We start from the raw sequence: 14,930 nt of genomic DNA on the forward strand, positions 1-14,930 counted from the left end.
GGCTTGTGAAAGTTCCATTTAAAAAAGGGTCCATGATGAACATGAACCCTTTTTACACCAGCCACCGGATCGGTCAACCGATCCTTAAACGATCGGCATTAGGATATTTCCCGGCTTTTTTTTACTCTTCAGTTTTCGCTTCTGACGCAGTACCGCTTGGCTTACGGCGTTTACCAATATTCTTGGTATCGCGATGACGCTGCTTCACGCGCGGCTTCTCTTTTTCTTTCTCTTTTCTCTCCGCACGTTTCGCCAGTGCTTTTTTAGACGGTTTGCCCGTCATTTTTTCACTCGGTGCACGCGTGGTTGGGCGCAGGCCATCGACAACGCGGGACTTGAGCGGCTCGTCGATATAGCGACCAATTTTCTGCAGCAGCAGATGGTCGTGCGCTTCAACCAGGGAGATCGCGGTACCTTTGCGCCCGGCGCGGCCGGTACGGCCGATGCGGTGCAGATAGGTATCACCGCTGCGCGGCATATCGAAGTTGATCACGTGGCTGACGTCCGGAATGTCAATCCCGCGTGCAGCAACATCTGTTGCCACCAGCACGTTAACGCGGCCATCGGTCAGACGCTTAATGCCTTCGGTACGTTTGATCTGTGCCATCTCGCCTTCGAGGTAGCAGTTGTTAATCCCGGCATTACGCAGCATTTCAGCCAGCTCATGCACACGCTCGCGCTTACGCACAAAGACGATAGTGCGGGTGGCCTCTTCCTGCTTCAGCAGGTGCTTGAGCAATTCAACCTTGTGCTCAAGGTTGTCCGCGCGATAGTACCACTGATGGATCTTCTTGCGTTCACGGGTAGAAGGCGTTGCCGACACTTCCACCGGATCTTCCAGCAGGCGCTCTGCGAAGTCTTTGATCGCGTCCCCTTCGAGGGTGGCAGAGAAGAGCATTGTCTGGTTGCGCCAGCGCGTTTCACCGGCGATGTGTTCGATATCCTGCGCGAAGCCCATGTCCAGCATACGGTCGGCTTCGTCCAGAATCAGGGTTTCTACCGCGCGGCAGTCAAAGTTCTCTTCTTTAATGTATTGCAGCAGACGGCCTGTCGTCGCAACGACGATATCCTGGTTTTCGCTGAACACTTCGGCGTGGTTCATATACGCAACGCCGCCGGTGATTGTTGCGATATCCAGATGGGTATTCGCTGCCAGCTCGCGTGCGTGATCGGCAACCTGCATAGCCAGTTCACGGGTAGGCGTCAGGATCAAAATACGCGGCGGGCCTGATTTTTTACGAGGAAAATCGAGCAGGTGCTGCAACACAGGCAGCAAGTAGGCTGCTGTTTTCCCCGTGCCGGTTGGCGCAGAACCGAGCACATCGCGGCCCTCAAGCGCAGGCGGAATGGCCGCTGCCTGAATGGCGGTCGGGCGTGTAAAGCCTTTGCTCTCAAGTGCATTGAGCAGGCTTTCATCGAGTTCAAGTTCGGAAAAAGTCGTTACAGTCATGTTCTACCTCTGTGTGGGGCGCTGATTATAGACGTTACGGCTGTAATCTTCATCTGTTTGTATGGATATCGCTTTTCGGCCACTTCGCTTTCCCCTATGCTACTCCAGTTTCACTTAGAAGGTTGCTCTGACATGTCTCAACTCAAAGCGCAATTGCGCCGCGATGGTTTTACGTTTAAACAATTTTTTGTTGCTCACGATCGCTGTGCCATGAAAGTCGGTACAGACGGTATTCTACTGGGAGCGTGGGCGCCTGTCGCAGGGGTTAAGCGCATTCTGGATATTGGCACCGGCAGTGGTCTGCTGGCATTAATGCTGGCTCAGCGCACGGATGAACATGTCACCATTGATGCGGTTGAACTGGATGCACAGGCAGCAGGGCAGGCGAGTGAAAATGCGCTCGAATCCCCCTGGGCAACCCGAATAAAAGTTGAATGCGCGGACGTACTGGCCTGGGCACCAGAGCAAACGGCGCGTTATGATTTGATTGTCAGTAACCCTCCCTACTACGCGCCCGGCGTGGAGTGCGGTACGCCTGAGCGCGAACAGGCTCGCTATACCGGTTCGCTCGATCATAAAGCCCTGTTAACCAGCGCAGCGAATTTAATTTCCGAAGAAGGGTTCTTCTGCGTGGTACTTCCCGAAAGCACCGGTAATACCTTTATTGAGATCGCACGTGAGATGGGCTGGAACTTACGGCTGCGAACCGATATCTCGGATACGGAAGGGCGGTTACCACACCGGGTCTTGCTGGCGCTTTCGCCAAAAGAGGGTGAATGTTTTAACGACAGGATGGTTATCCGTGGGCCAGACCAGCGTTACTCCGAAGATTACACTGCGCTGACCCAGGCATTTTATCTGTTTATGTGACGCTGCGGGGAGAGAACCGACGGGCCGGATTCAGGCAGCGTGTCGGGATAATCCAGGGTGTAGTGTAAACCCCGACTCTCTTTACGCATCATCGCGCAGCGAACAATCAACTCGGCAACCTGCACCAGGTTACGCAGCTCCAGCAGATTGTTGGAAACGCGGAAATTGGCATAATACTCATCAATTTCCTGCTGTAGCATGGTGATACGGCGTAAGGCTCGCTCAAGACGCTTCGTCGTGCGTACAATGCCAACGTAGTCCCACATAAATAGCCGAAGCTCATGCCAGTTATGCTGGATCACAACCAGCTCATCCGGGTTTTCCACGCGGCTCTCATCCCAGGCTGGTAAGTGCTCAGCGTGGCGGGCATACGGCATGCGTTTGGTTATATCCACCGCTGCGGACCAGCCGTAAACCAGACACTCCAGCAACGAGTTGGATGCCATGCGGTTCGCGCCATGCAGCCCGGTATAGCTCACCTCGCCGATGGCATACAGACCATCCACGTCCGTACGGCCATGATCGTCAACCATGACGCCACCACAGGTATAGTGAGCGGCTGGCACAATCGGTACCGGGTCGCGCGTCAGATCAATCCCAAGGCTGAGCAGCTTTTCATAAATCATCGGGAAATGCTGACGGACAAACTCAGCCGGTTTGTGGCTGATATCCAGATACATGCAATCCACGCCAAGACGTTTCATCTCGTGATCGATAGCGCGGGCGACGATATCACGCGGCGCGAGCTCGCCTCGCGGGTCAAAGTCCGGCATAAAACGTGAGCCGTCCGGGCGCTTCAGATACGCGCCTTCACCGCGCAGGGCTTCCGTCAGCAGGAAATTGCGCGCCTGCGGATGAAACAGCGCGGTCGGGTGAAACTGGTTGAACTCAAGATTGGCAACACGACACCCGGCGCGCCAGGCCATGGCGATACCATCACCAGAGGCAATGTCCGGGTTGGTGGTGTATTGATATACTTTGGAGGCGCCACCTGTTGCCAGCACCACGGCTTTCGCCTGACAGGTTTCGACCTTTTCTTTGTTACGATTCCAGACCCAGGCTCCCACCACCCGGCGCGTGCCTGGCAGGCCGATTTTGTCAGAAATAATCAGGTCAACGGCATTACTGCGCTCAAGCACCCGAATGTTAGGATGGCTGAGCGCCTTGCTGACCAGGGTGGTTTCCACCGCTTTACCGGTGGCATCTGCAGCGTGCAGGATCCGGCGGTGGCTGTGTCCGCCTTCGCGGGTAAGGTGGTAACTCTCTTCGCCGTTTGGCTGAACCTGAGTATCAAACAGTACACCCTGGTCAATAAGCCACTGGACGCAGTGACGCGCATTGCTGGCGACAAATTCCGCAGCATGTTCATCGACGATCCCGGCTCCGGCAATCAACGTATCTTCGACGTGTGACGCAATGCTGTCTGTTTCATCAAACACGGCGGCAATTCCGCCCTGGGCATAAAATGTGGAGCCTTCGCTCATCGGTCCTTTACTCAGAACAATTACGCTCTGATGCTCAGCCAGACGCAGCGCCAGCGAGAGTCCTGCCGCACCGCTACCGATGATCAGTACATCACAATGTAGTTCAGGTGTTGTGTTCATGATTTTTGTTTAATTTACTAAACAGTGTTTGGGCAGAATAGCACTCCGGTGCGAGATATCGCACGTTTTTTTTATTCTCAGTTGCAGTGACTAAACGCGCATGCGCGGATTTCCGGCATGTAAAAGAAGGAAAATATTTTGCGAAGCAGGTCGTTAGCGTCAGATTTTGTGGTGAAATAAAGCCTGGGTTGCGTTACTCTTCTGACCGGATAAGAGATGTTTGAAGTCAGAAAGTGGGTATGTATCGTGAACAGACTTATAATGAGAGAAAATAAACAGTCTGTGACGCGATGAACAAAAACAAAGGCGTTACGGAACTTATTGAAGAATAGACACTCCAACTCGGTGCTTGCTCAAAAGTGCGGGATTTGTAGAGTGGCGTTTCGATAACGCGTGGAATTTTGGTTTGGGGAGACATTACCTCGGATGAGCGAGCAGTTAACGGACCAGGTCCTGGTTGAACGGGTCCAGAAGGGAGATCAGAAAGCCTTTAACCTACTGGTGGTGCGCTACCAGCATAAGGTGGCGAGTCTGGTTTCCCGCTATGTACCGTCAGGTGATGTGCCTGATGTTGTACAAGAGTCTTTTATTAAGGCCTATCGCGCGCTGGACTCGTTCCGGGGAGATAGTGCTTTTTATACCTGGCTGTACCGTATTGCGGTCAATACGGCAAAGAATTATCTGGTCGCTCAGGGCCGTCGTCCGCCTTCAAGTGATGTGGACGCAATCGACGCCGAAAACTTCGAAAGTGGCGGTGCGCTGAAAGAAATTTCGAACCCTGAGAACTTAATGTTGTCAGAAGAACTGAGACAAATTGTTTTTCGCACGATCGAGTCGCTCCCGGAAGATTTACGCATGGCAATTACGTTACGGGAGCTTGATGGTCTGAGCTATGAAGAGATAGCCGCTATCATGGATTGTCCGGTCGGCACGGTACGTTCACGAATTTTCCGTGCGCGAGAAGCTATTGATAATAAAGTTCAACCGCTTATCAGGCGTTGACGATAGCGGGATACTGGAAAAGGTATTAGGCATGCAGAAAGAAAAACTTTCCGCTTTAATGGATGGTGAAACGCTGGATAGTGAGCTGCTCAACGAGTTGTCTCATTCTCCCGAAATGCAAGAGACCTGGGAGAGTTACCATCTCATCCGTGACACCCTTCGTGGTGACACCAGCGAGGTTATCCATTTCGATATCTCAGCCCGCGTGATGGCGGCTATTGAGAATGAGCCTGTTCATCAGACCACTCCGCTGATTCCTGAAGCTCAACCTGCACCACACCAGTGGCAGAAAATGCCATTCTGGCAGAAGGTGCGTCCGTGGGCCAGTCAACTTACCCAAATGGGTGTGGCGGCATGCGTATCGCTTGCAGTTATCGTTGGCGTCCAGCACTATAATACTCAGTCTGAAACTAATCAGCAGCCAGAAGCGCCAGTGTTCAATACACTGCCGATGATGGGCAAAGCCAGCCCGGTAAGTTTGGGTGTACCGGCTGATGCCTCCGCCAGTGGCGGTCAGCAACAGCAGGTTCAGGAGCAGCGCCGTCGCATTAATGCGATGTTGCAGGATTATGAGTTGCAGCGTCGTCTGCACTCAGAACAGCTTCAGTTTGAGCAGGCACAAACCCAGCAGGCTGCTGTGCAGGTGCCAGGAAACCAAACTTTAGGAACGCAATCGCAGTAATGAAGCAACTTTGGTTCGCCATGTCTCTGATGGCGGGTAGCCTGTTCTTCTCTGCCAACGCCTCGGCTGATGTTTCATCCGGGGCGTTGTTGCAGCAAATGAATCTGGCCAGCCAGTCACTCAATTACGAGTTGGCATTTATCAGCATCAATAAGCAGGGCGTCGAGTCGTTACGCTATCGCCATGCCCGTCTTGATAATCAGCCGCTCGCGCAACTTTTACAGATGGATGGCCCGCGTCGGGAAGTGGTTCAGCGTGGTAACGAAATCAGCTATTTCGAGCCAGGCCTGGAGCCTTTTACCCTCAATGGCGACTATATCGTTGATTCTCTGCCATCGCTCATCTACACCGACTTCAAGCGCCTTGCCCCTTACTACGATTTTATTTCGGTAGGGCGTACGCGCATCGCTGACAGATTGTGTGAAGTGATCCGCGTTGTCGCCCGCGACGGGACGCGTTACAGCTACATTGTCTGGATTGATGCCGAAACCAAGCTCCCTATGCGTGTAGACCTGCTTGATCGCGATGGCGAAACGCTGGAACAGTTCCGCGTTATCTCCTTTAGCGTCAATAATCAGGTGGGTAATAGCATGCAGAATCTGGCGAAAGCCAGCCTGCCGCCGCTGCTTTCCGTTCCGGCGGGAGATTCCGTGAATTTCAACTGGGTTCCTTCCTGGATCCCGCAAGGCTTTACGGAAGTATCAAGCAGCCGCCGACAACTGCCTACCATTGAAACGCCGGTTGAATCGCGCCTTTACTCCGATGGCTTGTTCAGCTTCTCGGTGAACATCAATCGCGCGACGGCAAACAGTGCCGAACAAATGCTGCGTACCGGACGTCGAACAGTCAGTACCACGGTACGCGACAACGCGGAGATCACCATCGTCGGCGAATTACCCCCTCAAACGGCGAAGCGTATTTCTGACAGCATCAAATTCAGGGCTGCACAATGATTAAAGAGTGGGCTACGGTTGTATCATGGCAGGACGGTGTTGCGCTGGTAAGCTGTGATGTAAAGGCCTCCTGTAACAGTTGTGCATCCCGGGCGGGTTGCGGCAGCCGCGTGCTAAATAAGCTCGGGCCGCAAACCTCGCACACGCTTTCCGTGCCAAGTGAGCAACCGCTGGTGGCAGGACAGAAGGTGGAACTGGGCATTGCCGAAGGCAGCCTGCTGGGTTCCGCAATGCTGGTTTATCTCTCCCCGCTGGTGGGGCTCTTTGTGATGGGCGGCGTGTTTCAGATGCTGTTTGGTACCGATGCGGCGGCCATGTGCGGCGCAGCATTGGGAGGTGTGGGTGGTTTCTGGCTTGCCAAAGGTTTCTCCCCAAGGCTCGCAGCCCGCGAAGCGTGGCAGCCTGTTATTCTCAGCGTAGGGCTGGCACCAGACCAACTTCGTGTTGAGACGCTCTCCTCTGAGGCCCGGTGATCCATCGGGCTTTATCATCATTTACATCTTAAAAAAGAAAACACCATTTCTTCACGCTATACCTGGCGCTAAGTGCATTTCCAGGTAACGGAGATGTAGTGTAGAATGCTGCGTTTTCGCACTGAAAAACGTCAGGCTAAGAACAGCGGCCTCCAGGAATTCGTAAGGCATAATTATTTAACTATATGAAGAACATACGTAACTTTTCGATCATTGCTCACATTGACCACGGTAAGTCGACGCTGTCTGACCGTATTATCCAGATTTGCGGTGGCCTGTCTGATCGTGAAATGGAAGCCCAGGTTCTGGACTCCATGGACCTGGAACGCGAACGTGGTATCACCATTAAAGCGCAGAGCGTCACGCTCGATTACAAGGCGGCTGATGGTGAAACCTACCAACTGAACTTTATCGACACCCCAGGCCACGTTGACTTCTCCTATGAAGTTTCTCGCTCGCTGGCAGCCTGTGAAGGCGCGCTGCTGGTGGTGGATGCGGGGCAGGGCGTAGAAGCCCAGACCCTGGCAAACTGCTACACGGCGATGGAAATGGATCTCGAGGTGGTGCCGGTTCTGAACAAGATCGACCTGCCAGCCGCTGACCCTGAGCGCGTAGCGGAAGAGATTGAAGATATCGTCGGAATTGACGCGACCGATGCCGTGCGTTGCTCGGCCAAAACCGGCGTGGGCGTTACCGATGTGCTGGAACGTCTGGTGCGTGATATTCCGCCACCAGAAGGTGACCCGGATGCCCCACTGCAGGCGCTGATTATCGACTCATGGTTCGATAACTATCTGGGCGTTGTCTCGCTGGTGCGTATTAAAAATGGCACCATGCGTAAAGGCGACAAAATTAAGGTGATGAGTACCGGCCAGGTCTATAACGCAGACCGTCTCGGGATCTTCACACCAAAACAGGTTGACCGTACCGAGCTGAAATGCGGCGAGGTGGGTTGGCTGGTTTGTGCCATTAAAGACATTCTCGGTGCGCCAGTGGGCGATACCCTGACCGGCGCGCGTAACCCGGCAGAAAAAGCGCTGCCAGGCTTTAAAAAGGTGAAACCACAGGTTTATGCCGGCCTGTTCCCGGTCAGCTCTGACGACTACGAGAACTTCCGTGATGCGCTCGGCAAGCTGAGCCTGAACGATGCCTCGCTGTTCTACGAGCCAGAAAGCTCCACGGCGCTCGGCTTCGGCTTCCGCTGCGGCTTCCTTGGTCTGCTGCACATGGAGATCATTCAGGAACGTCTGGAGCGTGAATACGATCTGGATCTGATCACCACCGCGCCGACCGTAGTGTACGAAGTGCAGACCACCAACAAAGAGATCGTCTACGTCGACAGCCCGTCCAAGCTGCCGCCGCTGAACAACATTGATGAGTTGCGTGAGCCTATCGCAGAGTGTCATATGCTGCTGCCGCAGGAATATCTGGGTAACGTTATCACGCTGTGCGTGGAGAAACGTGGCGTTCAGACCAACATGGTTTACCACGGTAACCAGGTTGCGCTCACCTACGAAATCCCAATGGCGGAAGTGGTTCTCGACTTCTTCGACCGTCTGAAGTCTACGTCTCGTGGCTATGCGTCACTGGATTACAACTTCAAACGCTTCCAGGCTTCGAACATGGTACGTGTGGACGTGCTGATCAACGGCGAACGTGTTGATGCGCTGGCCCTGATCACCCACAACGACAATGCCCCGTACCGTGGCCGTGAGCTGGTTGAGAAGATGAAAGATCTGATCCCGCGTCAGCAGTTTGATATCGCGATTCAGGCGGCCATCGGCAACCACATTATTGCCCGCTCTACCGTGAAACAACTGCGTAAAAACGTTCTGGCGAAATGCTATGGCGGTGACGTCAGCCGTAAGAAAAAACTGCTCCAGAAGCAGAAAGAAGGTAAGAAGCGTATGAAGCAGGTCGGTAACGTCGAACTGCCGCAGGAAGCATTCCTTGCCATTCTGCATGTTGGTAAAGACGGCAAATAACCCTAAGGAGTTGGCATGGCGAACATGTTTGCCCTGATCCTGGTCATCGCTACCCTGGTGACAGGTCTGTTGTGGTGTCTGGATAAGTTTATTTTCGCCCCAAAACGCCGTGAACGTCAGGCTGCCGCGCAGGCAGCCACAGGTGATGGGCTTGATGCGAAAACCCTGAAGAAAGTTGGCCCGAAACCGGGCTGGCTGGAGACCGGGGCATCGGTATTCCCGGTGCTGGCGATTGTGCTGGTGGTGCGTTCGTTTATTTACGAGCCGTTCCAGATCCCGTCAGGCTCCATGATGCCAACGCTGCTGATTGGTGATTTTATTCTGGTCGAGAAGTTTGCCTATGGCATTAAAGATCCGATCTACCAGAAAACGCTGATCGAAACGGGCCATCCGAAACGTGGCGACATTGTGGTGTTTAAATACCCGGACGATCCACGCCTTGACTACATCAAGCGCGCGGTGGGTCTGCCGGGTGATAAAGTCACCTACGATCCGGTTGCCAAAGAAGTGACCGTTCAGCCTGGCTGCAGCTCCGGTACCGCGTGTGAAAACGCGCTGCCAATCACCTACTCAAACGTTGAGCCAAGTGATTTTGTGCAGACCTTTGCCCGTCGTAACGGCGGCGAAGCGACCAACGGTTTCTTCCAGGTGCCGAAAGATGAAACCAAAGAGAACGGTATTCGTCTGGTTGAACGTAAAGAGACGCTGGGTGATGTGACGCACCGGATCCTGACCGTGCCAATTGCGCAGGATCAGGTCGGAATGTATTACAAACAGCCAGGTCAGCAGCTGGCCACCTGGATCGTACCGCCGGGACAGTACTTCATGATGGGCGATAACCGCGATAACTCCGCGGACAGCCGTTACTGGGGCTTTGTGCCGGAAGCGAATCTGGTGGGTAAAGCAACCGCAATCTGGATGAGTTTTGAGAAACAGGAAGGCGAATGGCCGACCGGGGTACGCCTGAATCGTATTGGCGGGATCCATTAATTCTCAATAATTGAACACGTAGTCGCTTTAATTAGCGGCTACGTGAATTATTTCAGCGATAAATCTCTTCGAACTAACGACATCCCCTGTCGTTGTGTATAGAATATTCCCCCGAAGTTTAAGGTTGGCCCTGCAAGGGTGCCACGGCACACGAAACCGCGTTGGTTTTCTCAGGTCGGTTTCGTGTGCTGCATTTTTGACGCATTCATTTATTGGTATCGCATGAACCCCATCGTAATTAATCGGCTTCAACGGAAGCTGGGCTACACTTTTCATCATCAGGAGCTGTTGCAACAGGCATTAACCCATCGCAGTGCCAGCAGCAAACACAATGAGCGCCTCGAATTTTTAGGTGACTCTATTTTGAGTTTCGTGATTGCTAATGCGCTTTATCATCGTTTCCCGCGTGTGGATGAAGGTGATATGAGCCGCATGCGCGCCACGCTGGTAAGGGGTAACACCCTTGCGGAAATCGCACGCGAATTTGAACTGGGCGAATGTCTGCGTCTTGGGCCGGGTGAACTGAAAAGCGGCGGCTTCCGTCGTGAATCTATTCTTGCCGATACGGTTGAAGCATTAATCGGTGGCGTGTTCCTGGACAGCGATATCCAGACCGTAGAAAAACTGATCCTGAACTGGTATCAGACCCGTCTGGATGAAATCAGTCCGGGCGATAAACAAAAAGATCCGAAAACGCGTTTGCAGGAATATTTGCAGGGTCGTCACCTCCCGCTGCCATCTTATCTGGTGGTGCAGGTGCGTGGTGAAGCGCACGATCAGGAATTTACCATCCATTGCCAGGTCAGTGGCCTGAGTGAACCGGTGGTGGGCACAGGTTCAAGCCGTCGTAAGGCTGAACAGGCTGCCGCCGAACAGGCGTTAAAAATGCTGGAGCTGGAATGAGCGAAGAAAAAACCTATTGCGGATTTATTGCCATCGTCGGACGTCCGAACGTGGGTAAATCCACCCTGCTGAATAATCTGCTTGGGCAGAAGATTTCGATCACCTCGCGTAAGGCACAGACCACGCGTCACCGCATTGTCGGTATCCATACTGAAGGCGCGTATCAGGCGATCTACGTCGATACCCCAGGCCTGCACATGGAAGAGAAGCGTGCCATTAACCGCCTGATGAACAAAGCGGCGAGCAGCTCGATTGGTGACGTGGAGCTGGTTATTTTCGTTGTGGAAGGCACCCGCTGGACGCCGGACGACGAAATGGTCCTGAACAAGCTGCGTGACGGTAAAACGCCGGTGATCCTCGCGGTCAACAAAGTGGATAACGTACAGGAAAAAGCCGATCTGCTGCCACACCTGCAGTGGCTGGGTAGCCAGATGAACTTCCTCGACATCGTTCCGCTGTCTGCAGAGACCGGTCTGAACGTGGATACCATCGCCGGTATCGTGCGTAAGCATCTGCCGGAAGCGACTCATCACTTCCCGGAAGATTACATCACCGATCGTTCTCAGCGTTTTATGGCTTCTGAAATCATCCGCGAAAAGCTGATGCGTTTCCTTGGCGCAGAACTGCCGTACTCCGTGACGGTAGAGATCGAGCGTTTTCAGAGTAACGAGCGTGGCGGTTACGACATCAATGGCCTGATCCTCGTTGAGCGTGAAGGGCAGAAGAAGATGGTCATTGGCAACAAAGGCGCCAAGATCAAAACCATCGGTATCGAAGCCCGTAAAGACATGCAGGAGATGTTTGAAGCACCGGTTCACCTGGAGCTGTGGGTGAAAGTGAAATCTGGCTGGGCCGATGATGAGCGTGCTCTGCGCAGCCTCGGTTACGGCGAAGATCAGTAAACCAAGACGACGCACGAATGGAAGGCTGGCAGCGCGCTTTTGTTCTGCATAGTCGTCCCTGGAGCGAAACCAGCCTGATGCTGGACGTCTTCACGGAAGAGTCGGGTCGCGTGCGCCTTGTTGCAAAAGGCGCACGTTCCAAACGTTCCAACCTCAAAGGCGCCTTACAGCCCTTTACGCCGCTGCTGGTCCGCTTTGGCGGGCGAGGGGAAGTCAAAACCCTGCGCAGCGCTGAAGCCGTCTCTCTGGCGCTTCCCCTTTCTGGCATCACGCTTTACAGCGGTCTGTACGTCAATGAACTCATTTCACGCGTTCTTGAACATGAGACTCGCTTCTCTGAACTTTTCTTCGATTATCTGCACTGTATCCAGGCCCTTGCTGGCGCAACCGGTTCGCCTGAACCCGCCCTGCGCCGTTTTGAGCTGGCGCTGCTGGGTCACCTGGGATATGGCGTCGATTTTCTGCATTGTGCGGGGAGTGGAGACGAGGTCGAAGACGGGATGACCTACCGGTATCGGGAAGAAAAAGGGTTTATCGCCAGCGTCGTGATTGATAACAACACCTTTACCGGACGCCAGCTCCGGGCGCTGTATGAGCGCGAATTTCCGGACCAGGATACCCTTCGTGCAGCAAAACGCTTTACCCGGATTGCGCTCAAGCCGTATCTTGGGGGCAAACCCCTGAAGAGCCGCGAATTGTTCAGGCAGTTTATGCCGAAACGTTAACGTTTTATCCCTCACCCCAGCCCTCTTCCGGAGGGAGAGAGGGAAGGAAAATGAATCAAAATACCGAGGATTGTCATGGCTGAATTACTGTTAGGCGTCAACATCGATCACATCGCCACGCTGCGTAATGCTCGCGGTACGGCTTATCCCGATCCGGTTCAGGCGGCGTTTATTGCTGAGCAGGCTGGCGCCGATGGCATTACCGTTCATCTGCGCGAAGACCGCCGCCACATCACTGACCGTGACGTGCGTATTCTTCGTCAGACGCTGGATACCCGAATGAACCTGGAGATGGCGGTCACGGAAGAGATGCTGACGATTGCCTGTGACACCAAACCGCATTTCTGCTGCCTGGTACCGGAGAAGCGTCAGGAAGTGACCACCGAAGGCGGTCTGGACGTGGCGGGGCAGCGTGACAAAATGCGCGATGCCTGCAAACGCCTGGCGGACGCGGGTATCCTGGTTTCTCTGTTCATTGACGCTGATGCGGAGCAGATAAAAGCGGCGGCTGACGTGGGTGCACCGTATATTGAAATTCACACCGGCTGCTACGCCGATGCCAAAAACGATGCCGAGCAGGCTAAAGAGCTGGAGCGTATCGCGAAAGCGGCTACTTACGCCGCGAGCCTGGGTCTGAAGGTTAACGCAGGGCATGGGCTGACCTACCACAACGTTAAAGCCATCGCCGCCCTGCCGGAAATGCATGAGCTGAACATCGGCCACGCCATTATTGGCCGTGCGGTGATGAGTGGCCTGAAAGAGGCGGTTTCAGAAATGAAACGCCTGATGCTGGAAGCGCGTCAGTAATGGCTATTTTGGGCTTAGGTACCGACATCGTCGAGATAGCCCGCATTGAAGCGGTGATCGCCCGTAGTGGCGATCGTCTGGCAAGGCGCGTGCTGAGCGATAACGAATGGGCCATCTGGGAAGCGCATCAGCAGCCGGTACGTTTCCTGGCCAAGCGCTTTGCCGTTAAAGAGGCAGCGGCCAAAGCCTTTGGCACCGGTATTCGTAACGGTCTGGCGTTTAACCAGTTTGAAGTGTTTAACGATGAACTGGGTAAGCCGCGCCTGCGTTTATGGGGCGAGGCCTTGAAGCTGGCAGAGAAACTCGGCGTGGCGCACATGCACGTGACAATCGCGGATGAACGGCACTATGCCAGCGCAACGGTGATTATCGAGAGTTAAAGTTTGTCCGCGTGATGCATCAGGACAAACTTATCCCACAGCTGCTCTTCGCTTTCGACGTGTGCCGGATCCTTCAGGATGGTATTGGGGATCGGGCACACCTTCTGGCAGGTCGGCGTCTCATAGTGGCCAATGCACTCGGTGCAACGGTCAGTGTTAATCTCATAAATGCTGTCGCCCATCGAAATGGCCTGGTTAGGGCATTCCGGTTCGCACATATCGCAGTTGATGCATTTTTTGGTGATTAACAGCGCCATCAGGAAATTCTCAGAAACAACACAAACAGGGCGGGCATTATACGCTCATTCGTTGTTCAAACCAGTTTTTTTACCAGCTCTTCGCTGTGACGAATCCGCTCAGGCGCATGCTCCAGATCCTGCTGCACCAGCGCCATAAACAGCAGATCCGTCAGCATCATTTGCGCGCTGGTGGACGAAATAGCCGCGCTGCGCGTGGCCTGCTCCTCGGCAATGGTATACAAGCAGCGCGTTGCCCGCTGCTGCAGTGCATTGGGCGTAAAACCGGTAATAGCCAGAATTTTACCACCCACACGCAGGGCCTCGTCGGTGGCCATGTTGATTTCGCGGCGTTCCCCGGTATAGGAGATCGCCAGCAGCAGATCGTCAGGATCCATGGCCTGCACTGTCGCCAGCAGGGCATGCATATCCTGTTCGACGATGGCGTTATACCCGATTTTCGTCAGCTTCCAGCCAAAATTACGCGCCACCAGCCCGGACGCGCCGATACCGGTCAAAATGATCCGTCGTGCCGCACGCAGCATTGCCACGCTTTCCAGTAATTTTTCTTCAGTGTTGACATCAAGAGTGGCGTGCATGGCCGCGACGTTCTCTTTGATTAACTTCTCGCCCACCAGACGCATGGGATCATCGCCACGGATCTGATTATGCACCGGCATGGATTGCGGATTGGGGTTACTCACCAGGGCTTCGCTGATTGCCAGTTTCAGGGCCGGGAAGCCCTTAAAGCCAATCTTCTGGGCAAATTTTACCACGCTGGACTGGCTCACACCCGCTTCACTTGCCAGCTGCTGAGAGCTGAGATGGCGGGCATGGTCGGGCTGAGAAAGCAAAAAATCCGCCAGCTTTTTGTCGCTTTGAGCAAAGCCTGCATAACGCTGGCGAATGCGAATTAAACAGTTCATACGTTCTCCTGGCGAAAATGTGATTGTCTGCGCAAATACGAA

17 protein-coding genes are annotated in these 14,930 nt (G+C 53.9%); 13 read left to right on the forward strand and 4 right to left on the reverse strand.

What is annotated here, in order from left to right:
• Positions 1-121 precede the first annotated feature (121 nt).
• A complete protein-coding gene (gene srmB, locus AC2FAK_RS17270) occupies positions 122-1,450 on the reverse strand; it encodes an ATP-dependent RNA helicase SrmB (protein WP_013098326.1) in 1,329 nt (442 codons plus the stop codon).
• Between the two features lie 132 nt (positions 1,451-1,582).
• Between srmB and trmN the strand changes: the two genes are divergently transcribed.
• A complete protein-coding gene (gene trmN, locus AC2FAK_RS17275; protein WP_013098325.1) occupies positions 1,583-2,320 on the forward strand; it encodes a tRNA(1)(Val) (adenine(37)-N(6))-methyltransferase TrmN in 738 nt (245 codons plus the stop codon).
• On the opposite strand, the gene nadB is transcribed toward trmN, so the two are convergent.
• The gene (gene nadB, locus AC2FAK_RS17280; protein WP_013098324.1) at positions 2,305-3,924 is read right to left on the reverse strand and encodes an L-aspartate oxidase; all 1,620 of its coding nucleotides are present in this window, start codon (positions 3,922-3,924) and stop codon (positions 2,305-2,307) included. The two genes, trmN and nadB, sit on opposite strands and share 16 nt — an antisense overlap.
• A 349-nt stretch (positions 3,925-4,273) precedes the next feature.
• On the opposite strand from nadB, the gene rseD reads away from it, so the two are divergent.
• The 12 genes from rseD (at position 4,274) to acpS (ending at position 13,726) form a co-directional block, all read left to right on the forward strand.
• Entirely contained in the window at positions 4,274-4,354 is an 81-nt protein-coding gene (gene rseD / locus AC2FAK_RS17285; RefSeq protein ID WP_225368419.1) for a rpoE leader peptide RseD, read from the forward strand.
• Entirely contained in the window at positions 4,351-4,926 is a 576-nt protein-coding gene (gene rpoE, locus AC2FAK_RS17290) for an RNA polymerase sigma factor RpoE (RefSeq protein WP_006176728.1), read from the forward strand. The genes rseD and rpoE overlap by 4 nt, the downstream gene beginning before the upstream one ends.
• A 31-nt stretch (positions 4,927-4,957) precedes the next feature.
• Positions 4,958-5,608: an anti-sigma-E factor RseA gene (gene rseA / locus AC2FAK_RS17295; RefSeq protein ID WP_023620106.1), complete on the forward strand. Its 651-nt coding sequence runs from the start codon at positions 4,958-4,960 to the stop codon at positions 5,606-5,608.
• Positions 5,608-6,561 carry a sigma-E factor regulatory protein RseB gene (gene rseB / locus AC2FAK_RS17300; protein WP_013098322.1) on the forward strand — a complete coding sequence of 318 codons (954 nt, stop codon included), beginning with the start codon at positions 5,608-5,610 and terminating at the stop codon, positions 6,559-6,561. The genes rseA and rseB overlap by 1 nt, the downstream gene beginning before the upstream one ends.
• The gene (rseC, locus tag AC2FAK_RS17305) at positions 6,558-7,034 is read left to right on the forward strand and encodes a SoxR-reducing system protein RseC (protein ID WP_038420411.1); all 477 of its coding nucleotides are present in this window, start codon (positions 6,558-6,560) and stop codon (positions 7,032-7,034) included. The genes rseB and rseC overlap by 4 nt, the downstream gene beginning before the upstream one ends.
• Positions 7,035-7,219: 185 nt before the next feature.
• Positions 7,220-9,019: a translation elongation factor 4 gene (gene lepA / locus AC2FAK_RS17310; protein ID WP_013098320.1), complete on the forward strand. Its 1,800-nt coding sequence runs from the start codon at positions 7,220-7,222 to the stop codon at positions 9,017-9,019.
• 15 nt (positions 9,020-9,034) lie between these two features.
• Positions 9,035-10,009, forward strand: coding sequence for a signal peptidase I (gene lepB, locus AC2FAK_RS17315; protein WP_013098319.1), 975 nt, complete (start codon positions 9,035-9,037; stop codon positions 10,007-10,009).
• Between the two features lie 222 nt (positions 10,010-10,231).
• A complete protein-coding gene (gene rnc, locus AC2FAK_RS17320; protein WP_003860711.1) occupies positions 10,232-10,912 on the forward strand; it encodes a ribonuclease III in 681 nt (226 codons plus the stop codon).
• On the forward strand, positions 10,909-11,814 hold the full coding sequence (gene era / locus AC2FAK_RS17325) for a GTPase Era (RefSeq protein WP_013098317.1): 906 nt from the start codon (positions 10,909-10,911) through the stop codon (positions 11,812-11,814). Before rnc ends, era begins: the two co-directional genes overlap by 4 nt.
• 17 nt (positions 11,815-11,831) lie before the next feature.
• Complete coding sequence (recO, locus tag AC2FAK_RS17330; RefSeq protein WP_013098316.1) at positions 11,832-12,539, forward strand: DNA repair protein RecO; 708 nt, start codon at positions 11,832-11,834, stop codon at positions 12,537-12,539.
• A 75-nt stretch (positions 12,540-12,614) separates the two neighbouring features.
• Entirely contained in the window at positions 12,615-13,346 is a 732-nt protein-coding gene (gene pdxJ / locus AC2FAK_RS17335) for a pyridoxine 5'-phosphate synthase (protein WP_013098315.1), read from the forward strand.
• Positions 13,346-13,726 carry a holo-ACP synthase gene (acpS, locus tag AC2FAK_RS17340; RefSeq protein ID WP_013098314.1) on the forward strand — a complete coding sequence of 127 codons (381 nt, stop codon included), beginning with the start codon at positions 13,346-13,348 and terminating at the stop codon, positions 13,724-13,726. Before pdxJ ends, acpS begins: the two co-directional genes overlap by 1 nt.
• On the opposite strand, the gene AC2FAK_RS17345 is transcribed toward acpS, so the two are convergent.
• Both AC2FAK_RS17345 and AC2FAK_RS17350 read right to left on the reverse strand, forming a co-directional pair.
• Complete coding sequence (locus tag AC2FAK_RS17345; RefSeq protein WP_020690052.1) at positions 13,723-13,983, reverse strand: YfhL family 4Fe-4S dicluster ferredoxin; 261 nt, start codon at positions 13,981-13,983, stop codon at positions 13,723-13,725. The genes acpS and AC2FAK_RS17345 overlap by 4 nt on opposite strands.
• Positions 13,984-14,039: 56 nt before the next feature.
• Positions 14,040-14,888: a MurR/RpiR family transcriptional regulator gene (locus tag AC2FAK_RS17350; RefSeq protein WP_013098313.1), complete on the reverse strand. Its 849-nt coding sequence runs from the start codon at positions 14,886-14,888 to the stop codon at positions 14,040-14,042.
• Positions 14,889-14,930 lie beyond the last annotated feature (42 nt).

Source organism: Enterobacter cloacae complex sp. 394F7 (assembly GCF_057320385.1).